This window comes from Streptomyces sp. NPDC005962, from assembly GCF_040629205.1.
Lineage (GTDB): Bacteria > Actinomycetota > Actinomycetes > Streptomycetales > Streptomycetaceae > Streptomyces.
Map to the genome: position 1 here is coordinate 40,155 of NZ_JBEXVE010000026.1, position 21,665 is coordinate 61,819.

The following is a 21,665-nucleotide window of genomic DNA, read 5'->3' on the forward strand; positions in this document are numbered from 1 at the left end:
CCGTGGACCCCGACAACCCCGTCGTCCGGCTGTGTGTGCAGGGCATGGCCGCCGAGGCCGAGGGGCGGGCCGACGACGCCCGTGCCCGCTTCCGGCAGGCGTGGGACGCCGCCACCGACGACTACGAACACTGCGTGGCCGCGCACTACCTGGCCCGGCACCAGCCCACCCCCGAGGAGACGCTGCGCTGGAACCAGGAGTGCCTGGACCGCGCCGACGCGGTCGGCGACGACCGGGTGCGCGGCTTCTACGCGTCGCTGCACGTCAACATGGGCTCGGCGTACCGGGCACTCGGTGACTCAGACGCTGCCCACCGGCACTTCGTACGGGCCGCCGCGCGCATCGGCGACGTACCGGCGGGGAGCTACGCGGACTGGACCCGGTTCGGGATCGCCGACGGGCTGGGTACGACCCGCGAAGGCGGGCCGCTCGCCGCGCTGGTGGGGCGGCTGTGCGCACGCGGTGAACTGCGGGCGCTCGCGGTGGTGCTGCCGCCGTACGTCGGTGACCTCGGCACGGACGAGGACCGGGAGCGGCTGGTCACCGCGTTGCGCATGGTGCACGCCGCCCGGTGGCTGGAGGCCGGGGAGCAGGAGGCGCTGGGCGCGGTGATCGACGAACTGATCAGCGGTTGACGAAGGCGAGGCTCTTCTCGTCGTAGCGGGTTCCGGCCACCTGGTCGGCCGGGGCGGCGGCGTCGATCGCGGCCAGGTCGGCGGCGGACAGCTCGACCGCGACCGCGGCGAGGTTCTCCTCCAGGTACTTCTCGCGGCGGGTGCCCGGGATCGGCACCACGTCGTCGCCCCGGTGCTGCACCCAGGCGAGGGCGAGCTGACCGGCGGTGACGCCCTTCTGCCGGGCCAGTTCGTCGAGCTTGTCGACGATGGCGAGGTTCTGTTCGAGGTTGCCGTCGGAGAAGCGGGGCTGGGTGCGGCGCATGTCCGTTTCCGGCAGGTTCTCGACCGAGGTGTAGCGGCCGGTCAGGAAGCCACGGCCGAGCGGGGAGAACGGGACGAGGCCGATGCCGAGTTCGCGGCAGACCGGGGCGGTCTCCTGCTCCAGGTCCCGGGTCCACAGCGACCATTCGCTCTGCAGCGCCGCGATGGGGTGCACCGCGTGGGCGCGGCGGATCGTCGCGGCGCTCGCCTCGGACAGCCCGAGGTGGCGCACCTTGCCCGCCCGGACCAGCTCGGCCATCGCGCCGACGGTCTCCTCGATCGGGACCTCGGGGTCGACGCGGTGCTGGTAGTAGAGGTCGATGTGGTCGACGCCGAGGCGGCGCAGCGACGCGTCGCAGGCCTGGCGGACGTAGGCGGCGTCGCCCCGGATCGCGGTGGGCTCACCCAGCCGGTTGGCGAAACCGAACTTGGTGGCCACGACGGCCTGCTCGCGGCGGCGCCCGGCCAGGGCCCGGCCGAGCAGTTCCTCGTTGTGGCCGAAGCCGTAGAAGTCGGAGGTGTCCAGCAGGGTGACGCCGAGGTCGAGCGCGCGGTGGATGGTGGCTATCGACTGGGCGTCGTCCGAGTCGCCGTAGCCGTGGCTCATCCCCATGAGCCCCAGGCCCTGTGCGCCGACGGTGAGTTCGCCCAGGTGGCGGGTGGGAAGATCGGACATCGTGGTGCCTCCTTCGCGGTCGTGACGATCACGCTAGGAGTTGGAGTGCACTCCAAGTCAACCGGTGAAAAACCGCTGGCCAGGGGTGCGCCCCCGGCTGCCAGAATCGCCCGCATGACGCACACGACGTACGAGGACGAAGAGCCCATGACGGTCGTCGCCGCCGCGATCGTCCAGCGGGGGCGGCTGCTGGTCGTGAGCAAGAAGGCGGCTCCCGAGGTCTTCTATCTGCCCGGCGGGAAGCCGGACCCGGGCGAGGGCCCGCTGGAGACCCTCGCCCGGGAGCTGGACGAGGAGCTGGGCGTGGCCCCGCTGGAGCCGCGGCTGCTGGCCGAGGTCGAGGGGGTGGCGGTCCTGGAGAAGGTGCCGATGCGGCTGACCGTGTTCGAGGCCCGGATCGACCGGGAGCCCCACCCGGCGGCCGAACTTGCCGCTATGCGCTGGATAGCGGGCGGCGAGAGTGACATCCGGCTGGCGTCGGCTATCCGGAACCACGTGGTGCCGCTGCTGCGATCCGGGGGCGCGCTCGCGGCGGCGTGAGGCGGGCTGCGGGCCGCCCGACTGCGGCGTACCAGACCAGGGCCGCACATATGAAGGCCGTCGCCGCGGAGACCAGTGACCTTGTGAGGGTGTCGTTCCGTGCGCCGGAAACGAGGGCGACGGCCAGTGCCAACGTCAGGATGATCACGGGCAGCGCACGGGGGCTCCGTGTGGCGCCTGGCGCGGCGGCTGGCGGCAGCAGCCAGGTCGCGAGGCCGTAACAGGCACAGGCCAACAGTGTGGCTCCCAGCACTTCGCTGGGCCGGTGGCCGCCCATGGTCGCGCTGGCGGCAGCGATGCAGGCGAGCCACAGCACACCGGCCGTGGCGACGTAGGGGCGGATGCGGGGGGAAACCACGAGGACGGCGGCGAGGGTCAGCGCGGCGGGGATGGCCGTGTGCCCGCTGGGGAAACCCTGATCAAGGAGATTCTCGGGCGCGCCCACCAGATCGGGGCGGGGCAGGATGGTCGATTTGAGCACCTCCTTGCCTCCGGTCGTGAGAATGACGACCCCGAGCGCCGCGCACCCCTGCCGCCAGCACCGCCGCACCAGGGTGAGGACCACGATGACGGCCAGGCCCGCCATCAGGGTGGGCTTGGCGCTCAATTCCATCGGCGGCAGGGGCGTCGAGCCGTAGGCCGCTCCTGACAGGGGGTAGATCCATGCTTCTTCGCCGCCCTGTTTACCGAGATCAAACAGGGCGTTCTCAACTCGTTGCCCCCACGGGGTGCAGATGGCGAGCAGGTAGACCGTCAGGAACCCCAGGGTGTGCAGCAGAGCCGGCATCCACGGCCGTGTCGTACGCGACGGGCTGGGGTCGTCGGGGGCCTGCCTTGAGGCCCCCGGACGGTGCGCGGGCAGAGTCGGAGAATCGTGCTGAGTCATCGATCAGTTTCTTCCGTCCGGGGGGAGTTCGGTCACGCACGTCTTGTGGCACGACGTGGACCGCCGGGCTCGGCCGGCCCACCGGGGGTCCGCTCCTACTCGACGAGTGCCTGCCCCTGTCGGCGCTGGGCGGTGATCGCCAGGGCGGGGAGGGGTGCGATCAGCAGGAGGAGGACGACCAGGTCCGGAAGGGACTGCATGAACGCGTCCGGCTGGACGACGATCGCCTGCGTGCGGACGATCGCGACCGCCGCGACGGGGATCAGCCACCGGTAGTCGCCGGTGGCCGCCGTCGCGACCCACGCGCCGAGCAGCGCGGTGGCTTCGAGGACGAACAAGCCGCGCTGGAAAGCCGGACTGACGGAGATGATGTGCAGGTCCCCGGCCATGGACATGGCGAGCACGACAGGGGCCAGCCAGCGGTACGAGCGGCGTCGCAGGCGGCTGGGACGGCAGAGCGCCAGCACGGCGCACGCGGCGCACAGTGCCCCCGAGAGCACCAGGTCACGGGCCGTTATCGGGGCGCCAAGACCGTAGTAGCTCAAGCCCGCCTTGCCCTCGTCGCCGAAGAGGGTGCGGCCGTGGGTCGTGGCGCCGGCCCAGATCATGGCTGCCGCGGCCGGCAGCGCGATCCACGGTCTGCCACGCAGCAGAGCGATCAGGCAGCCCAGCGGGAGCAGCCCGTAGGGCAGCAGCCGTATCCGCGTGGGACCTTCGGCCCACGGATACCAGCCGGAGAAGTGGAAGGCGATGGCGTGCTGTCCGGGGTCGATGCGCAGTGCCCAGTGCCACACGTCCTGCAGGTACGGAACCAGCGCCAGCGCTGCGAGGGCCAGGGCGGCCAGGTGGGTGCCGTCCAGCCACCACGGCCGGGCCGCGTCGTCGACGACGGCACGGGCGCGGGCCTGCACCCCGGCACACGCCAAGGCGGCAACTTCCCGCGGCGGGGGCCAGGAACGGCCGGGATACGCCTCGGCCAGGCAGGTCAGCAGCTCCTCTCCCTGCCGGGCACGGTAGGACTTGGGATAGGCCGCAAGCAGCAGGCGGTTCATGCCGGGGCCGCTCCGGCATCCCGCGAGCGTCCGATGACGACGGCCGCCGCCTGCTGCATCCGCAGCGCCTCCCGGCCGAGTGCCTCGGTGCCGTCCTCAGTGAGCCGGTAGTAGCGCCGCGCCCGCCCGTCCACGATCTCCTCATGGTCGGCGACCAGCAGCCCGGCCCGCTCCATCCGCTCCAGCGCACCGTAGAGAGTGCCGACAGCGATCCGGAGCCGCCCGTCGGTGGCCTGCTCGGCAGCCTTGATGATGCCGTAACCGTGCAACGGTCCATCCATGAGCGCGGCAAGGATGAAGTACTGCGGTTCCGTCAAGGACGGATTCTGTCGCGTCATACTTCAAGCATATATCGAGCTACGAAATATATCTGCCAGCCCTGGGTGGTCACCGGCAGCGCCTCCACGCCCGCGGCGAGCTGCGGGGCTGAGGCACGCTCGCGGTGTGAGGCGGGCCTCGGGACCCCGGCCGAGGGGACGACGCCCCCGGTCGTCGACTCCGACCTGCCGTCTGGGCCCCCGCCGCCACGCCGCGGGACCGGGGGCCGCAGGCCGCAGGGCCGCCCGCGCGGCACTCGCACGGCAAAAGACCGGCCCGGTGCGCTCCCCCGTCGCGCACCGGGCCGGTCATGCCGCCCCTCCCCCCAATGAAAGGGGCAGCGGCCTCTCCCCCGCTTCTTCTCCCCGGTCAGTCCGTCGCGATGGCGTTGAGGATGTTCATCCGCGCCGCCCGGAACGCCGGGATCAGGGCCGCGATCAGACCCACCACGGCCGACCCGATGAAGACCGTGATGATGGTCGGCCAGGGGATCTCCAGGGTCTTCAGACCCTCCAGCGCGAGCAGCTTCTGCGCCGTCGCGCCCCAGCCCATACCCAGGCCCAGACCGAGCAGCGCGCCGAAGAGCGCGATCACGACGGACTCCAGCCGGATCATGCGCCGCATCTGGCGCCGGGAGAGGCCGATGGCGCGCATCAGGCCGATTTCCCGGGTGCGTTCGACGACCGACAGGGCGAGGGTGTTCACCACGCCGAGGATGGCGACGATGATCGCGAGCGCCAGCAGCCCGTAGACCAGGTTGAGCAGCTGGCCGATCTGGTCCTTCATCTCCTGCTTGTAGTCGGTCTGATCCTTGACCTTCACCGACGGGTAGGGGTGGAGCTTGGACTTGAGGGAGGCGTAGGCCGCGTCCTCCTGGCCGTCCTTGGCCTGCGCCAGCATCATGACGTTCGTCGGCATCAGCGTGGCGGGCAGATAGCGCTCGACGGTGGTGATGTTGAGGTACAGCGCGCCCTTGTCGAAGCTGACGTCATCCGAGGTGATCGCGGCGACCGTGAGCTTCGCGGTCTTGCCGACCTTCTTGCCGTCCGGGAAGGCGACGGTCAGGGTGGAGCCCTTCTTCACCTTGTGGTCCTTGGCGAAGCCCTCCGGCACGGAAATGGCGTCCTTGCCGTACGCGTCGGCCAGGTTGCCCGCGACGACCGGGGTGCGCAGGTCGTCCGCGTACGTCGGGTCGGCGGCGGTCAGGTCTTTCCCGACCGTCTTGCCGTCCGGGAGAGTGAGCTCGGCGTCCGGGATGCTCTTGACGTCGCTGACGTGGGTCAGGTCCTTGGCCCGGTGCACCGCCTGTTCGGCCTGCTTGGTGATCGGCTGCGCCCCGGCCTGGATGATGAAGTCCGCGCCCACCGACTTGTCCAGCTCCTCGGTGGCCGAGGCGACCATCGAGGAGCCCACCACCGACAGGCAGGCGACCAGCGCGAGGCCGATCATCAGGGCCGCGCCGGTGGCGCCGGTGCGCCGCGGGTTGCGCAGCGCGTTGCGCTCGGCCAGCCGTCCGACCGGCCCGAACATGCGCAGCACCACGGTGGCCAGGGCCCGGACCACCAGACCGGCCAGCAGCGGGCCGATGACGATGAAGCCGATGAGGGTCAGCACCACGCCGAGGCCCAGGAACAGCGAGCCGTCGACCGCCTTGTCCGCGGTGCCCGCGACGACGAGGGCCGCCGCGCCGCCCGCGGTGAGCAGGGTGCCGATCACGCCCCGGATCACTCCGGCCCGGGTGTCCGCCGGGGTGCCCGCGTCGCGCAGGGCCGCCATCGGGGAGATCTTCCCGGCCCGGCGGGCGGGGATGTAGGCGGCGATGACGGTGACGACGATGCCGATGGTGAGGCCGACGATGGGCGTGGTGGGCTTCACCGTCAGCTGGTCGGTGCTCAGGTGCAGACCGGCGTTGCCCATGAGCTTCATCAGGCCGACCGCGAGCCCGACACCGCCGAGGACGCCGAGGATCGAGCCGACGACACCGAGCAGCAGCGCCTCGATCAGCACCGACCGGTTGATCTGCTTACGGCTCGACCCGATGGCGCGCATCAGGCCGATCTCTCGGGTGCGCTGGGCGACCAGCATGGAGAAGGTGTTGACGATCAGGAAGATGCCGACCAGGACGGCGATACCGGCGAAGCCGAGCATCGCGTACTTCATGACGTCCAGGAACGAGCCGATGTCGTCCTCGGACTCCTTGCTGGCCTCTGCCTTCGTCTGCACCTTGACGCCGGTGCCCAGGTCCGCGACGACGCTCTTCTTGAGCTGGTCGTTGCTGACGCCGGGCTGGGCGGTGAGCGAGTAGCTGGAGTACGCCCCCGGGGCGCCGAGCAGCTTGCGCTGGGCGGTGGCGGTGTCCATGTAGACGATCGTGGCGCCCGGGTTGGTCACCTGGAACGTGGCGATGCCGACGATCTTCGCGCGGAACTCGCCGGGGATGGCGATGGTCCGCAGCTCGTCGCCGAGCTTCAGCTTCTTGTTCTTGGCGGTGTCGCCGTCGATCATCACCTCGGTCGGGCCGCGCGGCGCATGGCCGGAGGTGAGCTTCACCGAACGGTGCTCAGTGCTGTCCCAGTTGGTGGCGATGGTCGGGGCGCCGGAGTCCGGGCCGATGCTGTTGTCGTTCCGGTCGGTCACCGTGACCGACTCGCTGGTGACGTCACCGATCACCGACTTGACGCCGTCGACCTGCTTCAGCTTCGCCAGCTCCGCACCGGGCAGGGTACGGACCCGGCCCTGCCGGGTGTCCTGGCCACTGGCCCCCTTCGGGCTGATCGTGACGTCGGACGCCGTGCTCGCGAAGAGCTTGTCGAACGTGGCGTTGGTGGTGTCCGTGAAGACGAGCGTGCCGCAGACGAACGCCACGGACAGCAGGACGGCGATCGCGGACAGCGCCATCCGTCCCTTGTGGGCCAGGAAGTTGCGCAGGGAGGTCTTGAGAACGGTCATGACACCCGTCCACGGGCGTCGAAGTGCTTCATCCGCTCAAGCACGAGGTCGGCGGTCGGGTTGTACATCTCGTCGACGATCCGGCCGTCGGCCAGGTACAGCACCCGGTCGGCGTAGGAGGCGGCGACCGGGTCGTGGGTGACCATCACGATCGTCTGCCCCAGCTCGTCCACGGACCGCTTGAGGAAGCCCAGCACCTCGGCACCGGCCCGGGAGTCCAGGTTCCCGGTCGGCTCGTCACCGAAGATGATCTCGGGACGGGCGGCCAGGGCGCGGGCCACCGCGACGCGCTGCTGCTGACCGCCGGACAGCTGGTTCGGACGGTGCTTCAGCCGGTCGCTCAAGCCCACCGTCTGCACCACCCGGTCCAGCCAGCCCCGGTCGGGCTTACGGCCCGCGATGTCCATCGGCAGCGTGATGTTCTCGATCGCGTTGAGCGTCGGCAGCAGGTTGAACGCCTGGAAGATGAAGCCGATCCGGTCCCGGCGCAGCTGCGTGAGCTTCTTGTCCTTGAGCCCGGTGATCTCGGTCTCGTCGATGAAGATCTGCCCCGAGGACACGGTGTCGAGACCCGCGAGGCAGTGCATCAGCGTCGACTTGCCGGAGCCGGACGGGCCCATGATCGCGGTGTACTGGCTGCGGGCGATGTCCACGTCGACGTGGTCCAGCGCGACGACCCGGGTCTCGCCGGAGCCGTACGCCTTGACCACCTGGCGCGCCCGGGCGGCAACGGCCGTATGTCCTCCGCTGCCCCCGGTCTTGGGAATCGATACGGCCGTTGTCACGGTGTTCTCCTCTTTATCGTCTATGTCGGACCCGGACCGGTCACACGTATCCGATGATCCGCTTGAACTGGTGGTTCAGCCTCCCGGAAGCCGACGGCCGGGACGATGAGGCTCGTCGCCGTCTTCGGGTGGGGCCAGCCCTACCCCCCCCTCGGTCCTGCTGGCCGTAACCACAGTAAAGAGCGGTACGCCCCGCCTCGTCCTTCCCCGGGACGAACCCGGGGTAGGAGGAACGGCGGCCGGTCCCCTAGGGGAGTAGACCCTGGGGTGGAGCGCGTCTCGGGGTCGGCCCCGCGCCCGGGCGTACCGGAGGGCGGAGGTCCGCCGCCTCAGCAGCCCCGATGCGTTCTTCCCCTGCCCGGAGGCTCCATGGAATGGTGGGTCGTACAAGCAATCGCACAAGCAGTCGTATAAGAACTGGACACCAGAGCCGGGGCGAGCGGTCGGCGGAGGGAGTGCGTCACGGTGGGCGGCACCGCAGAAGGGCCTGACGCGGACTCCATATCCCCCCTCCCAGAGGCAACCCCCGAGGAGGACCCACCGCCCGCCACGCCCCGCGGCCGCCGTCCCGTCGTCGCCGCGCTGATGCTGGCCATGGCGCTGACCGCGCTCGACTCCACCATCATCTCGACCGCCGTGCCGCAGATCGTCGGCGATCTCGGCGGCTTCTCCGTCTTCTCCTGGCTGTTCTCCGGCTATCTGCTCGCCGTCACCGTGACCCTGCCGGTGTACGGGAAGCTCTCCGACACCTTCGGCCGCAAGCCCGTCCTGGTGGCGGGCACCATCGTCTTCCTCATCGGGTCGCTGCTGTGCGCCGGAGCCTGGAACATGGCCTCCCTCATCGCCTTCCGCGTCGTCCAGGGGCTGGGCGGCGGAGCGCTCCAGGGCACCATCCAGGTGGTCGCCGCCGACCTCTACCCGCTCAGGGAACGCCCCAAGATCCAGGCCCGGCTCTCCTCCGTATGGGCCCTGTCCTCGGTGACGGGACCGGCGCTCGGCGGCCTGCTCGCCGGATACGCCGACTGGCGCTGGATCTTCCTCATCAACCTGCCGATCGGGGCGCTCGCCCTCACCCTGATCGTGCGCCACCTGCACGAACCGGCGCGGCCCCGGGCGGCCCGGCCCCGTATCGACTGGGCGGGCGCCCTCGCCATCTTCGTCTGCGGCGGGCTGCTGCTGACCGCGCTCGTCCAGGGCGGAGTGGCCTGGGGCTGGCTCTCCGCGCCCTCCCTCACGCTGCTCACGGCCAGCGCCGGATGCGCGGCGCTGACCGTATGGATCGAACGGCGCGCCGCCGAACCGATCATCCCCGGCTGGGTGTGGCGGCGGCGCACCATCTCGGCGGTCAACCTCGCACTCGGCGCGCTCGGGCTCCTCATGATCGCCCCGACCGTGTTCCTGCCCACCTACGCCCAGTCGGTGCTGGGCCTCGGGCCGATCCCCGCCGGGTTCGTGCTGTCCGTGATGACGCTGAGCTGGCCCATCTCGGCCGCGCTGAGCAACCGCGTCTACAACCGCGTCGGTTTCCGGAACTGCTCCATGATCGGCATCGGCGCCGCCGCGCTCATCCTGGCCGCCTTCCCCCTCCTCCCCTACCCCGGCGCCGCCTGGCAGCCCGCGCTGATCATGCTGCTGCTCGGCGCCGCGCTCGGGCTCTTCCAGCTTCCGCTGATCATCGGCGTGCAGTCGTCCGTCGACTGGGAGGAGCGCGGGACCGCCACCGCCTCGATCCTGTTCTGCCGCCAGGTCGGCCAGTCCGTCGGCGCGGCCCTGTTCGGGGCCATCGCCAACGCGACCCTCGCGGCCCGGCTCGCCGCCGCGCCGCCCGGTATCCGCGACGGCCTCCCGGACGACCTCGACTCGATCTCCCACGCCCTCGACCGCCCCGGCGCCCTCAGCGCCCAGGCCGCCGACTATCTGCGGCGCGCCGTGGACACCGCCGTCGACCACGTCTACCTGGGCTCCGCCTCCGCCGCGGTCCTCGCCCTGCTGGCCCTGCTGTTCCTCGCCCCACGCCGCTTTCCGGTGCGCGGCGAACCGGGAGGCGCCGGACCGACCGACGCCGCCGACCCGCGGACGGCGAACCCCGCCCGGGAGAGCTGACCCGGAGCGGGGTTCGGTTCCGCGCGCGGTTCCGCGCGCGGCGGGCGGTCAGTTCTCGGGGTGCGGAGCGGCGTCCTCCGCGACCGGCTTGCCGGTCAGGGCCGCCAGGCTGCCGCGCACATGCTCCAGATGCGCCTTCAGCTCCTCGCGCCGCTCCACGTGTTCGCGCAGCGTCCGCTCCGTCTCCCGGGCCAGCCGCTCCTCGCGGGCCCGGGCCTGTGCGACGATCTCCGCCGCCTGCGCCTGGGCGTCCTCCTGCCGCAGCCGCGCCGCCTGATCCGCCATCGCGTACTCCCGCTTGGCGTCCGCCAGCCGCGCCTGGGCGTGCTCCTCCATCCGGACCAGCCGCGCGGTCATCGCCGCGTCGCGCTCGACCAGCTCATGACCGGCCGCCTCCCACCGGTCCGACTGCTCCCGCTCCTGCTCGGCGAGGAGCGCGGCGGTCCGTCCGCGCATCTCCTTCAGCGCGGCCAGGGCCTCGCCGCGCCACTCCTTGACGTCCCGGCGCGAGACCGCGCGCACTTCCTCCACCTGCGCCTGAGCCGCCTCCAGGGCGCTGCGCCCCGACGCCTCGGCGGCCTCCCGCACCCGCTCGGCCTCATCCCGGGCGGCGTCCCGGACGACCCGGGCGGCGGCCTGCGCGGCATCCCACTCCTCCTGCGCCGACGCCTCGGCCGCGGCCCGCAGACAGCCCACCTCCTCCTCGGCCGCCATCAGGATCAGCTGCGCGCGATCGCCCAGAGATTCGTACGTCTGGGGGGCCAGCTGGACGATCACCTCACGCAGCCGTTCGGCGTCGGCGGCCAGCTCGTTGGCGAGAACGGTGAGGCGTGCGGCGCGTTCCCACGCCGCGTCGCGCCCCTCGGACAGCTCCGCCACATAGCGGTCGACCTGCACGGGACGGTAACCGCGGCCCCGTCCGCCGACGGTGAAGCCATGACGTGACACCGATGCGCCCATCCTTGGAACCCCTTTGTCCGGTAGGCAACGCGCTCCGGCGCACATCTTGATGGATAGGGTCTTATCGCCCATAACGCGACACTCCGCCCATCTCCCCGGCCGGGGCCCGCCCGGGTACCACAACGACAAGGCGCCCGCCCCCGTCACGGGGGTCGGGCGCCTCGATGGGGCACGCGCGCTCAGCGCACTCCGGCAGGGATCAGAGCAGACCGTCCCACATCTGCTCCAGCAGCACGGACCACCAGTTGTCCGGCGCGGACAGCGCGGCCGGGTCCAGACCGGCGAGCTGCGTCTGGAAGTCGACCGTCCAGCGGCCCGCCTGGTCCGGCGTCAGCCCGTACCGCAGCCGCCACATATGGCCCAGCAGCCCCATGCAGCGCACGAACTCCGGCAGACCGGTGTTGACGAACTGCGCCGGAACCGGCTGCGGCGTCGCCTCCAGCGGCACCGCCACGATGTGCGCCGTGCCGTACTGCACACACAGCTGACGGCCGAAGTCGCTGCCCATCACCAGGTACGACCCCGCGTCGGCCGCGGGCTGTACGCCGCGCTCCGCCGCCAGTTCGGCCAGTGTCGGCACCGGGCGCCCCTGCTGCGCCTGAGCCCAGAAGAACGGGCCGAAGTCCGCCGGAAGCCCCGCCCACACCAGCGTCTGCGCCACCACGTCCGGTACGCCCTGCCGCGACACCGCGCGCTGGTCGAAGCGGACGATGCCCTGCGGCCCGAACGCCTGGCCCAGCTCGTGCGCCAGCCCCTCCGGCGGCACCGGCGGAATCGGCTGCACCTGGCTGGGGTGCGGCAGCGGCACCCGGTTGGGCGCCGGGCGGGCCGGGCCGTCCGCCACCTGGTGCAGCTCGCCCTGGTGCTCGATCAGATGCCGCACACCCTGCTGCCGGGTCGCGTGGTCCCGCCCGTACGGCGCGGTGTGGCTGATCCGCACCTGCGGCCACGACTCGCGGATCATCCGCGCGCAGTAGCCGCCCGGCAGATCACACGACTCCAGCTCGGTGTGGAGCTCCAGCACCTGCTGCGGCGGCACGTTCATCGCCCGCAGCTCGTGCAGGATCTGCCACTCCGGATGCGGGGTGCCCGGCGCCGAACGGCGGATCAGCTGCTGCTCGGAGCCGTCCTGCGCGCGGTAGCGGAGGACGGCCATATAGCCGGGGCCGACCGTCGGCACCCCGGCGGGCGGCGGCGGATACGCGTACCCGCCACCGGGTCCGGGCGGCATACCGGGCGGCGGCGTCCCGGGCGGTGCCACCCCGTGCGGCGGGGTGATGCCGGGCACCGGCGGACCGGCGGGCGGCGGCATGTGGGGCGCGCCGGGTGCGCCGGGCGCTCCGGGCGGCGGCGGGGTCTGGCCGCCCGCCAGCATCGTCGCGGCCGCGTGTACGCCACCGCCGGGTGCGCCGGGAGCGCCCGGGGCACCGGGTGCGCCCGGGAAGGGGCCCGGCGGGGGCGGCGGGGTGTGCGGACCACCCGCACCGGGGACACCGGGAGGGCCGGGCGGGTGCGGGCCGGATGGCCCAGCCCCCGCACCGGGAGCCCCCGGCGGGCCGGGCGGCGGCGGAAAGCCGGAGGCGCCGGGGCCGGGCGGCGGCGTTGGGTTGCCCGACAGCATCGTCGCCGCCGCGTGCATACCGCCGCCGGGAGCGCCGGGCGCGCCCGGGGCGGACGGAGGCGGCGGGGTCTGGCCGGGAGCGCCCGGAGCGCCGGGCGTACCGGGCGCGCCCGGACCACCGGACAGCATCGTCGCCGCCGCGTGCACCCCACCGCCGGGAGTACCGGGGGCGGGAGGCGGCGGCGGGGTCTGCGGACCGCTCTGCGCGTTGGGGGGACCCGGGGTGCCGCCACCTGTGCCGCCGCCTGTGCTGTCGGCGTCGAGCTGCGAGACCAGTTGCGTCGGTACGTACCCCCCGGCCGGAGCGCCCGGGGAGCCGGGGCCGGACGGGCTCGGCGGCGGAGGCGTGGACGCCCCCGCGCCCGGCCGGGCGCCGGGCGTACCCGGCGCACCGGGCGGCGGCGGGGTCGCCGGACCGCCCGGCTTGCCCGCCTTGTGGGTGGCAGCGTCCGCGATGTCGGCCGCGCCGGAGGGCGCGTCGGAACGGCCCGCCGGGCCCGGGAAGTCGAACGGCGGGGAGAGCGCGGTGGGCGGCAGCGCGCTGCCCGCCGACATCAGCTCGGTCTTGGCGTCCGGCCGCACCCCCGGGGCCGGGGTGTCCTCGTCGTCCGAGCCGGCGAGCGGCGGGGCGAACACCGTGGCGGGCGGGGCGACCGAGCGGTCGCCGTCGTCACTCGCGGAGTTGGCGTCGGCCCACGGCGTGCCACGGCCGGGCGTGTAGGAACTCTTCGGCGTCTCGCCGGAAGCCGAAGCCGAAGCGGAATCGGGCGCCGGGGCGGGCGGCGGGGCCCACGGGCTGCCGCCCCCGGGCGCCGGGGCGGGCGGCGGGGCGGCCGCGTCGACGCGCGGTCGCGCGACCCCGTCCGACGGCCAGTCGTCCGCATCGCTGTTCCGCCGTGGCGGCGCCACGCCCTCGGACGCCCAGTCGTCCACCGGCGCGGACGCCGGAGAGGCGGCGGGCGCGGGGGGTGCCGACGCGTCGGTGCGCGGCGGTGCCACCCCGTCCGACGGCCAGTCGTCCACCGATCCCGGCGGGGACGGGGGCATGGGAGTCGACGCGGGCGCATCGGTGCGCGGCGGCCTCGCCCCACCCGACGACGGCCAGTCGTCCACCGGCTTCGGCGCGGGCACCGCGTCGCGCGGCTCGCCACCACCGGGCGGCGGAGGCTGACCGTTACGCCAACCCTCATCAGCCGAACCGGACGCCGCACCGTCCGACGGCCAGTCGTCCACCGGTCCCGGCGTGGGGACCTCATCGCGCGGCGGCCTGGTCGGACCGTTGTCCCGGCCCTCACCGGACGAACCGGAAGCCGAACCGGAAGCAGAATCGGAGGCGGGCGCACCGTCACCGCTCATCGCGTCCGCCGCCTCCTGGAGCCACTCCGGCGGAGTCAGCAGGAAGGACGTCACATTGAGGTCGATGCGTTGCTGCCGCCCACCGGTGGCTTCCTGGGCGTGGTCGTCGTTCGCCCCGTACTCCTCCTCGTACCGGCGGATCACCTCACCCACCGGCAGCCCGGGCCACAGCGTGGTCTCCCCGCTGTCCCGCGCGATCACCAGCCGGGCGCCGTCCACGGGCGCGCCCGAGACCGCGCCGTCCGGGCGGTCCTCGGCCCAGGCCACGAAGCCCAGGTCGAACTCCCGCACCCGCACCTCGCGCTGCTGGTACGCGGGTACCTCGCCGTTGATCCAGAGCTCGGCGCGCTCCTGCGCCTGTGCGAAGGTCACCATCGCGCTCACCCCTCCACGGGTACGGCGTACGCGAACCCGCCGTCCACCATCAGGTTCGCCACGGTCTCCAGCTCCGGCGGATTACCGGCGAGCCGCAGCAGAAAGGCGTCGAAGTCCTCGCCGCACGGCATCATCAGCCGCTCCACCCGCTCCCGGACCGTCCAGCCGTCGCGGTCCCGCGCGTCGTCGTACGCGCAGAACCACACCGAGCCGATAGCGTCCCCCTTCACCTTCACCGCGATCACCCCGCCCTGGGCGAAGCCCACGCCCAGGTAGTCCTTGGTGAAGTGGTCGCGCAGACACTTGTTGACGTAGACGAGGTCGTTGACCGCCGCCTCGTCGCGCACCGTGAAGAACGGCTGGTCGACCAGGAGCCCCAGCTCCGGGTCGAGTGCCGCGCCCACCGGCGCGCAGCCCCCCGCCGCCTTCAGGAACGCGCGGTAGGACGCCGGCAGCCGGTAGCCGAGGTCCTCCTCCACGCCCAGCACCTGCTCCTCGGTGACCGAAAGCCCCCGCACCGGCAGCCCGAAGTGAACCGGCCGGGTGTCCTGCAGCGGACGGGTGCCCCGCTTGTCCTGGTCCACCGGGGCCGTCGCCAGCCCGCCGTGGTGCCTCAGCAGCGCCTTGACCTCGACCGGGACCAGCTCCATCCGGCGGCGGCCGGGCACGTGGTGCCAGGTCCAGCCGTGCGGAGTGGCCACCGCCGAGGCGTCGTTCCACAGCTCATGACCGGAGGCGTGCAGCGCGGCGTTCGCCGATACGAAATCGGTCAGCCGCAGCTCGTCGACCCCGAACCCCTCCGGGGGCTCGGCGATTTCGGCGGCCGCGCGGGCATACGGCGAAAAGTCCGGAAAGCCGTTCTCGTCCACCCGGACGCCGCTGGGGTGGCGGGCTGCCCGAACCGGGTCCGGGAAGTGCACGACCTGCCCGGCGTAGGCCGTGTTCGGTGGCGCGGCATGCTGCCCGAGCCGACCTGTCGTCATGGCGGTTGCCCCCTGCTGATGCTGGCGTATGGGGCACAGCCTATGCGGTGGTGCCACAAGCGGAACCGGTCGGCCACCACCCCCGCCCGTCCACCTGCGCCGACGCACCCGGACTACCGCATTTCCCGTCGCATTTGGCAGGCTGATCTTTCGCAACCGGGGGATTGCGGTGGATCGCACAGGGAGGGACCCACCACATGCACATCACGCAGAGCAACGGGGGCGGCGACGGAGCCGCCCCCGCGGCCGGCGACCCCAGGCTCAGATGGAGCAGCGTCGACCCCGACGCCGGTCCGCCCCCGCTGCAGCACCGCCGCGACACGCTCCTGCCCGCCGTGGCGGCCGCCCTCTCCGTCCGCGGCGAGACCCTCACCTGCACCGGAGGCAAGGCCGACCAGTCGCCCACCCTCCACCCCCTGGTGCAGGACTTCCTCGACGCCCTCACCAGCGGACAGCGCGAACGCTTCACCGGCCGCTGCCCCGAGGCGGTCCTGCTCTCCCGCCATCTGACCGCCGTCGAGGCGAGCCGCTCCAAACGCGCGGCCCGAAAACCCCTCACCCACGGTGAGGCCCGGCGCTCCCTGAAGCAGTCGAAGCTGACCGCTCGCCGGATTCGCGAAGCGGGCGACCCGCAGCACGGCTCCTACGCCCCGCCCTGCCTCTCCTGCACGGCGCTGCTGGCCCACTTCGGGGTACGGGTGGTGGGTGAGGAAGCGTGACCCACCCCTTCGACCGCACCGACACCACCCGCTTTCCCGTCGCCGTGGACGCCGCCCTGCGCGAGGCAGGCTGGCAGCCGGGCCGCTGGGACATGGAACGCGCCGAACACTGGGCGGACGCCCTGTCCGCCCACACCTCCCCCGCCGGGCACCGGCACACCGTCTTCCCCGCCGCCGTCGAGGCCTGGGCGGAATTCGGCGGGCTGCACATCCAGCCCCCCGGCACCGGGCGCCAGGTCGCCCCCACCCCGTTCCGCATCGACCCCCTCCACGGCCTCCACCTGGCCCGCACCCTCGGCGACTTGGGCCGCGCCCTGGAGACCGAGATCTGCCCGCTCGGTGAAGAGGCCGACGGGCAGGGGCTGCTGACCATCGACGCGGAAGGGCGGATCTACAGCCTCGACCACACCGGCGACTGGTACCTCGGCACCACGCTCGACGCCGCCCTGGCCACGCTGATCACGGGCACTCTTCCGCCGCGTCTGTCCCGCGCGTAGCCGCTCCGCCGCTTCGGGGGCCGTGATGCGCGCCGTTGGCCCTCACGCCGTCGGTCGACCGCGGCGCCGTCGTCGTGCCCCCTGCGGCAACCCGCCGTTGGCCCTCACGCCGTCTGCCGACCGCGGCGCCGTCGCGGCCGATCGCGCAGTTCCCCGCGCCCCTGTGGTGGTGACCCTGCTCCGTTGACAGCCCGACTACGCGGGCGAGGCCACGTTCGCGCGGGACGCCGCGCCCCTGCGGCAACCCACCGTTGGCCGTCACGCCGTCGGCCGACCGCCGCGCCGTCGTGGCCGATCGCGCAGTTCCTCGCGCCCCTATGGCAACCCGCCGTTGGCCGTCACGCCGTCTGCCGACCGCCGCGCCGTCGTGGCCGGTCGCGCAGTTCCTCGCGCCCCTGCGGGGCGCTAGGCCGTTCTGGCTCGGTCGGCTTCCGCCGGGTCTTCGGTTCGTGCGCGGTCGGCCTGGCGGGTGCGGTCCGGGATTACCGCCGAGACGCGGAAGCCACCGGCGTCCGTCGGGCCCGAGACGAAGCCGCCGCCCAGCGTCGACACGCGCTCCTTCATCCCCACCAGCCCGTTGCCCCCGCTCGGCAGCCCGGCGTCCGCCGCGCCCCGCTCCGACGGGCCGTTCTCCACCAGCACCGCGATCTCGGCGCCGCGGTGGGCGAGGCGGATGCGGGTGCGGGCGCCCGGGGCGTGCTTGTGCACGTTGGTCAGCGCCTCCTGCACCACCCGGTACGCGGTCTGCTCCACCCGCGCCGCGTACCGCCGCTCCTCGCCCTCCACCGACAGCTCGACGGCCATCCCGGCCGCCCGCGACTGCCCGACCAGCGCCTCCAGCTCCGCCAGCCGCGGCCCGCCCACATCGACGCCCGCCCGCACGTCCGGTCCCGTGCCCGCGGCGGCCGACGCCGTCGCCGCCTCGGCCGCCGCGGAGGCGGCGACCGCCACCGACGCCAGCGGCACCGGCTTCTCCTCAGCCGGGCCGCCGGACCGCAGGACACCCAGCATCTGCCGCAGCTCGGTCAGCGCCTGCCGCCCCATGTCGCCCACCAGCGCCGCGTTCTTCGACGCCTTCTCCGGGTCCTTGAGCGCCACCGCCTGCAGCGCCGCCGCGTGCACGACCATCAGGCTCACCCGGTGCGCCACCACGTCGTGCATCTCGCGCGCGATCCGGGTGCGCTCTTCGCCGCGCGCCCACTCGGCCCGCTCCTCGGCCCGCTCCGCGAGCAGTGACAGCTCGCGCTCCAGACCGTCCGCCCGTTCCCGCAGGCTCTCCACCAGCCGCCGCCGGGCCCGGACGTACAGCCCGAGCAGCACGGGGGGTGCGGTGACCGCCAGGGTGATCGTCAACGAGAAGAGCGCGGCCTCCCAGGCGGCCGAGCCCCAGTCGTCCTGCAGGTTGTTGTCCTGCCGGAAGCGGATCATCGTGACGAGGAAGGTCCCGGCGCCCGACATCCCGGCCAGCACCGCCGAGATCCGGCGCGGCACCTCGGACGCGGCGAGGGTGTACAGCCCGACGACGCCGAGCAGCAGACCCATCTCGGCGGGGGTGACGGCGATCGATATCAGCACCACGGCGATCGCCCAGCGCCGCCGCAGCACCAGCGTGGAGCCGACGATCAGCCCGATCACGACCCCGAGGGCGACCGGCATCCGGGCGTCGTGCGCGAACCCGACGCCCTCCACCGCGCATTCGGCCGCCGACGCGACGCCGAGCATGATGTCCAGCACCATGCCGCGCCGCCGCGACCACCACAAAGGCCCGGTGGGCGCACCGCGCGCACTCGTGTCCTCACATGCCCCCGTCGCACTCATAGCGACCAGACTAAGGCCGCACGCCAGCCCTTTTCCGGGGGACACGGCCGCACATGTCTCACTCGAACAGTCGGCATATCAACGGTTTTAACTCGAACAGTTGAATCGACCACGTTTTCGACGCCCGCATCGGCCCACGGCATGGCGCCGAGGCATATCGTCGCGTCGGAGCCCGGCGGTACGGCATAGTGGTGGGGGCCAAGTCGACAGCCCGACCGGGTGTCCGACTTGGACCTATTTGCTATCCCCTGTGGTGTAATCGGCAGCACAGTGGCTTTTGGTGCCATTAGTCCGGGTTCGAGTCCTGGCGGGGGAGCCCCCTTTCACGGGTCCTGATCCTTACGGTCGGGACCCGCGGTCGTTTCCGGGGGGAAACCTCTCGGTATCCTGCGGGTGTCCACCCCCGACCCGAAGCCGAAGGGCACACCCGTGAGCGCCAACCGCCCGGCAGCCGTCGTCGTCCTCGCAGCGGGTGAGGGCACCCGCATGAAGTCGGCGACCCCCAAGGTTCTGCACGCCCTCTGCGGCCGGTCCCTCGTCGGTCACGTCGTCGCCGCCTCCCGCGAACTCTCACCCGAGCATCTGGTGGTCGTGGTCGGCCACGCCCGGGAGCAGGTCTCCGCGCATCTGGCCGAGATCGACGCCGACGCCCGCACCGCCGTCCAGCACGAGCAGAACGGCACCGGGCACGCGGTGCGGATGGGCCTGGAGGAGCTGTCCGACAGCGGTGTGGCCCTCGACGGCACCGTGATCGTCGTCTGCGGCGACACCCCCCTGCTGACCGGCGAGACCCTGAAGCGGCTCGCCGGGACGCACTCCGCCGACGGGAACGCGGTGACGGTTCTCAGCGCCGAGGTCCCCGACGCCACCGGTTACGGCCGGATCGTGCGGAACGAGGCGTCCGGCGCCGTCACCGCCATCGTGGAGCACAAGGACGCCACCGACGCCCAGCGCGCCATCCGCGAGATCAACTCCGGCGTCTTCGCCTTCGATGCCCAGCTGCTCACCGACGCGCTCGGCAAGGTGCGCACCGACAACAGCCAGGGTGAGGAATACCTCACCGATGTGCTCGGCATCCTGCGCGAGGCCGGGCACCGGGTCGGCGCGTCCGTCGCCGCCGACCACCGCGAGATCGTCGGCATCAACAACCGGGTGCAGCTGTCCGAGGCCCGCCGGCTGCTCAACGACCGGCTGCTGGAGCAGGCCATGCTCAGCGGGGTCACCGTGATCGACCCGGCCACCACCTGGATCGATGTGACGGTCACCGTCGAGCAGGACAGCGTGGTCCACCCCGGCAGCCAGCTGCTGGGCACCACGCATCTGGCCACGGGCGCCGAGGTCGGCCCGAACTCACGGCTCACCGACACCACGGTCGGCGAGGGCGCGGTGGCGAGTTTCACCGTCGCGGAGGGCGCGGTGATCGGCGCGGGGGCGTCCGTCGGGCCGTACGCGTATCTGCGCCCGGGCACCCGGCTCGGCCCCAACGCCAAGGCCGGTACGTACGTGGAGATGAAGAACGCCGAGATCGGTGAGGGCACCAAGGTGCCGCATCTGTCCTATGTGGGCGATGCCACGATCGGCGACTTCACCAACATCGGCGCCGCCAGCGTCTTCGTGAACTACGACGGCGAGAAGAAGCACCGCTCGACCATCGGCAGCCACTGCAAGACCGGTTCGGACAACATGTTTGTGGCACCCGTCACAGTCGGGGACGGCGCTTACACCGCCGCCGGTTCGGTCATCACCAAGGATGTGCCCCCGGGATCGCTCGCCGTCGCACGCGGACAGCAGCGGAACATCGAGGGCTGGGTCGCCCGCAAGCGCCCCGGAAGCGCCGCGGCGCAGGCGGCCGAAGCCGCCGCTGCCGCGCGCCAGGAGGACGAGGGCGGGCAGTGACCTGCGAACCGGTGCGCCCAAGCGGGGGCGTACCGTAAAAGCGCGCACCAAAGTGACATCCAAGGAGACCTGACGTGACCGGGATCAAGACGACCGGCGAGAAGAAATTGATGCTCTTCTCCGGCCGCGCCCACCCCGTGCTGGCCGAGGAGGTCGCCCACGAGTTGGGCGTCAGCCTGGTCCCGACCAAGGCATTCGACTTCGCCAACGGCGAGATCTACGTCCGCTTCCAGGAGTCCGCGCGGGGCGCCGACTGCTTCCTGATCCAGAGCCACACCGCTCCGATCAACAAGTGGATCATGGAGCAGCTCATCATGCTCGATGCGCTGAAGCGGGCCTCCGCGCGCTCCATCACGGTGATCGTTCCGTTCTACGGCTACGCCCGTCAGGACAAGAAGCACCGTGGCCGGGAGCCGATTTCGGCGCGGATGATCGCCGACCTGCTCAAGACGGCGGGCGCCGACCGCATCCTCACGGTCGACCTGCACACCGACCAGATCCAGGGCTTCTTCGACGGCCCGGTGGACCACCTCTTCGCACTGCCGATCCTCGCGGACTACGTGGGCGCCAAGGTCGACCGCTCGAAGCTGACCGTCGTCTCGCCGGACGCGGGCCGGGTGCGGGTCGCCGACCGCTGGTGCGACCGGCTGGGCGCGCCGCTGGCGATCGTCCACAAGCGCCGTGACCCGGACGTGGCGAACCAGGTGACCGTCCACGAGGTCGTCGGTGACGTCCGGGGCCGGGTGTGCGTCCTGGTCGACGACATGATCGACACCGGTGGCACGATCTGCGCCGCCGCGGACGCGCTGTTCGCGAACGGCGCGGAGGACGTCATCGTGACCGCGACGCACGGCGTGCTGTCGGGTCCGGCCGCGGACCGGCTGAAGAACTCCAAGGTCAGCGAGTTCGTGTTCACCAACACCCTGCCGACGCCGGGCGAGGTCGAGCTGGACAAGGTCACCGTGCTGTCGATGGCCCCGACCGTCGCCCGCGCCGTGCAGGAAGTCTTCGAGGACGGCTCGGTGACCAGCCTGTTCGAGGAGCAGGCCTGATGGGCTTAACCGCGGGCACGCCTGCGGACCGACCCAGCTGAGGCCACCCGGGAGGGTGGCCTCAGCCATGGGGCGACCATTGGTAGACTCGTGGGGTTGCTCGGCGAGGGAGGCTGTGGTTCCCACAGCTCGTCCGTTATC

At 72.4% G+C, this 21,665-nt stretch carries 17 protein-coding genes and 1 tRNA gene; 8 read left to right on the forward strand and 10 right to left on the reverse strand.

Going from position 1 to position 21,665, the window contains the following annotated elements:
- Positions 1–2 precede the first annotated feature (2 nt).
- On the forward strand, positions 3–635 hold the full coding sequence (locus ABZ370_RS32880; RefSeq protein WP_358628267.1) for a hypothetical protein: 633 nt from the start codon (positions 3–5) through the stop codon (positions 633–635).
- On the opposite strand, the gene ABZ370_RS32885 is transcribed toward ABZ370_RS32880, so the two are convergent.
- Entirely contained in the window at positions 625–1,614 is a 990-nt protein-coding gene (locus ABZ370_RS32885) for an aldo/keto reductase (RefSeq protein WP_358628269.1), read from the reverse strand. The two genes, ABZ370_RS32880 and ABZ370_RS32885, sit on opposite strands and share 11 nt — an antisense overlap.
- A gap of 114 nt (positions 1,615–1,728) precedes the next feature.
- Here ABZ370_RS32885 and ABZ370_RS32890 point away from each other — a divergent pair, with 114 nt between their 5' ends.
- Positions 1,729–2,154 carry an NUDIX domain-containing protein gene (locus tag ABZ370_RS32890; protein ID WP_358628272.1) on the forward strand — a complete coding sequence of 142 codons (426 nt, stop codon included), beginning with the start codon at positions 1,729–1,731 and terminating at the stop codon, positions 2,152–2,154.
- On the opposite strand, the gene ABZ370_RS32895 is transcribed toward ABZ370_RS32890, so the two are convergent.
- The 5 genes from ABZ370_RS32895 to ABZ370_RS32915 form a co-directional block, all read right to left on the reverse strand.
- Entirely contained in the window at positions 2,096–3,040 is a 945-nt protein-coding gene (locus tag ABZ370_RS32895) for a phosphatase PAP2 family protein (protein ID WP_358628274.1), read from the reverse strand. The genes ABZ370_RS32890 and ABZ370_RS32895 overlap by 59 nt on opposite strands.
- Before the next feature lie 95 nt (positions 3,041–3,135).
- Complete coding sequence (locus ABZ370_RS32900) at positions 3,136–4,092, reverse strand: hypothetical protein (RefSeq protein ID WP_358628277.1); 957 nt, start codon at positions 4,090–4,092, stop codon at positions 3,136–3,138.
- Positions 4,089–4,430, reverse strand: a complete 342-nt coding sequence (locus tag ABZ370_RS32905; protein WP_358628280.1) for a helix-turn-helix transcriptional regulator — start codon at positions 4,428–4,430, stop codon at positions 4,089–4,091. The genes ABZ370_RS32900 and ABZ370_RS32905 overlap by 4 nt, the downstream gene beginning before the upstream one ends.
- Positions 4,431–4,779: 349 nt before the next feature.
- A complete protein-coding gene (locus ABZ370_RS32910) occupies positions 4,780–7,359 on the reverse strand; it encodes an FtsX-like permease family protein (protein ID WP_358628283.1) in 2,580 nt (859 codons plus the stop codon).
- A complete protein-coding gene (locus tag ABZ370_RS32915) occupies positions 7,356–8,144 on the reverse strand; it encodes an ABC transporter ATP-binding protein (RefSeq protein ID WP_358628286.1) in 789 nt (262 codons plus the stop codon). The genes ABZ370_RS32910 and ABZ370_RS32915 overlap by 4 nt, the downstream gene beginning before the upstream one ends.
- Before the next feature lie 585 nt (positions 8,145–8,729).
- On the opposite strand from ABZ370_RS32915, the gene ABZ370_RS32920 reads away from it, so the two are divergent.
- Positions 8,730–10,247, forward strand: coding sequence for an MFS transporter (locus ABZ370_RS32920; protein WP_358628513.1), 1,518 nt, complete (start codon positions 8,730–8,732; stop codon positions 10,245–10,247).
- A gap of 48 nt (positions 10,248–10,295) precedes the next feature.
- Here the strand turns inward: ABZ370_RS32920 and ABZ370_RS32925 are convergent, their stop codons facing one another.
- The 3 genes from ABZ370_RS32925 to ABZ370_RS32935 all read right to left on the reverse strand — a co-directional run bounded on the left by ABZ370_RS32925 (position 10,296) and on the right by ABZ370_RS32935 (position 15,542).
- On the reverse strand, positions 10,296–11,207 hold the full coding sequence (locus tag ABZ370_RS32925; RefSeq protein WP_358628288.1) for a cellulose-binding protein: 912 nt from the start codon (positions 11,205–11,207) through the stop codon (positions 10,296–10,298).
- A 199-nt stretch (positions 11,208–11,406) separates the two neighbouring features.
- Complete coding sequence (locus ABZ370_RS32930; RefSeq protein ID WP_358628291.1) at positions 11,407–14,559, reverse strand: SUKH-4 family immunity protein; 3,153 nt, start codon at positions 14,557–14,559, stop codon at positions 11,407–11,409.
- Positions 14,560–14,564: 5 nt separating this feature from the next.
- Positions 14,565–15,542: an SMI1/KNR4 family protein gene (locus tag ABZ370_RS32935; protein WP_358628294.1), complete on the reverse strand. Its 978-nt coding sequence runs from the start codon at positions 15,540–15,542 to the stop codon at positions 14,565–14,567.
- Positions 15,543–15,739: 197 nt separating this feature from the next.
- Here ABZ370_RS32935 and ABZ370_RS32940 point away from each other — a divergent pair, with 197 nt between their 5' ends.
- Together ABZ370_RS32940 and ABZ370_RS32945 are read left to right on the forward strand one after the other, a co-directional pair.
- Positions 15,740–16,261 (forward strand): YwqJ-related putative deaminase, encoded by a 522-nt coding sequence (locus ABZ370_RS32940; RefSeq protein ID WP_358628297.1) that lies wholly within the window; start codon positions 15,740–15,742, stop codon positions 16,259–16,261.
- Positions 16,258–16,758, forward strand: coding sequence for an SUKH-3 domain-containing protein (locus ABZ370_RS32945; protein WP_358628300.1), 501 nt, complete (start codon positions 16,258–16,260; stop codon positions 16,756–16,758). The genes ABZ370_RS32940 and ABZ370_RS32945 overlap by 4 nt, the downstream gene beginning before the upstream one ends.
- Before the next feature lie 405 nt (positions 16,759–17,163).
- Here the strand turns inward: ABZ370_RS32945 and ABZ370_RS32950 are convergent, their stop codons facing one another.
- Complete coding sequence (locus tag ABZ370_RS32950) at positions 17,164–18,576, reverse strand: histidine kinase (RefSeq protein WP_358628303.1); 1,413 nt, start codon at positions 18,574–18,576, stop codon at positions 17,164–17,166.
- A 244-nt stretch (positions 18,577–18,820) separates the two neighbouring features.
- On the opposite strand from ABZ370_RS32950, the gene ABZ370_RS32955 reads away from it, so the two are divergent.
- The 3 genes from ABZ370_RS32955 (at position 18,821) to ABZ370_RS32965 (ending at position 21,524) form a co-directional block, all read left to right on the forward strand.
- Positions 18,821–18,892 (forward strand) — tRNA-Gln (locus ABZ370_RS32955).
- Between the two features lie 113 nt (positions 18,893–19,005).
- Entirely contained in the window at positions 19,006–20,472 is a 1,467-nt protein-coding gene (glmU, locus tag ABZ370_RS32960) for a bifunctional UDP-N-acetylglucosamine diphosphorylase/glucosamine-1-phosphate N-acetyltransferase GlmU (RefSeq protein WP_358628306.1), read from the forward strand.
- A 74-nt stretch (positions 20,473–20,546) separates the two neighbouring features.
- On the forward strand, positions 20,547–21,524 hold the full coding sequence (locus ABZ370_RS32965; RefSeq protein WP_358628309.1) for a ribose-phosphate diphosphokinase: 978 nt from the start codon (positions 20,547–20,549) through the stop codon (positions 21,522–21,524).
- Positions 21,525–21,665 lie beyond the last annotated feature (141 nt).

What these genes read in the sequence shown, in the direction of transcription:
- ABZ370_RS32885 (WP_358628269.1), bottom strand. Translation starts at nt 1,614, where the DNA reads ATGTCCGATCTTCCCACCCGCCACCTGGGCGAACTCACCGTCGGCGCA.
- ABZ370_RS32890 (WP_358628272.1), top strand. Translation starts at nt 1,729, where the DNA reads ATGACGCACACGACGTACGAGGACGAAGAGCCCATGACGGTCGTCGCC.
- ABZ370_RS32895 (WP_358628274.1), bottom strand. Translation starts at nt 3,040, where the DNA reads ATGACTCAGCACGATTCTCCGACTCTGCCCGCGCACCGTCCGGGGGCC.
- ABZ370_RS32900 (WP_358628277.1), bottom strand. Translation starts at nt 4,092, where the DNA reads ATGAACCGCCTGCTGCTTGCGGCCTATCCCAAGTCCTACCGTGCCCGG.
- ABZ370_RS32905 (WP_358628280.1), bottom strand. Translation starts at nt 4,430, where the DNA reads ATGACGCGACAGAATCCGTCCTTGACGGAACCGCAGTACTTCATCCTT.
- ABZ370_RS32910 (WP_358628283.1), bottom strand. Translation starts at nt 7,359, where the DNA reads ATGACCGTTCTCAAGACCTCCCTGCGCAACTTCCTGGCCCACAAGGGA.
- ABZ370_RS32920 (WP_358628513.1), top strand. Translation starts at nt 8,730, where the DNA reads ATGCTGGCCATGGCGCTGACCGCGCTCGACTCCACCATCATCTCGACC.
- ABZ370_RS32925 (WP_358628288.1), bottom strand. Translation starts at nt 11,207, where the DNA reads ATGGGCGCATCGGTGTCACGTCATGGCTTCACCGTCGGCGGACGGGGC.
- ABZ370_RS32930 (WP_358628291.1), bottom strand. Translation starts at nt 14,559, where the DNA reads ATGGTGACCTTCGCACAGGCGCAGGAGCGCGCCGAGCTCTGGATCAAC.
- ABZ370_RS32935 (WP_358628294.1), bottom strand. Translation starts at nt 15,542, where the DNA reads ATGACGACAGGTCGGCTCGGGCAGCATGCCGCGCCACCGAACACGGCC.
- ABZ370_RS32940 (WP_358628297.1), top strand. Translation starts at nt 15,740, where the DNA reads ATGCACATCACGCAGAGCAACGGGGGCGGCGACGGAGCCGCCCCCGCG.
- ABZ370_RS32950 (WP_358628303.1), bottom strand. Translation starts at nt 18,576, where the DNA reads ATGAGTGCGACGGGGGCATGTGAGGACACGAGTGCGCGCGGTGCGCCC.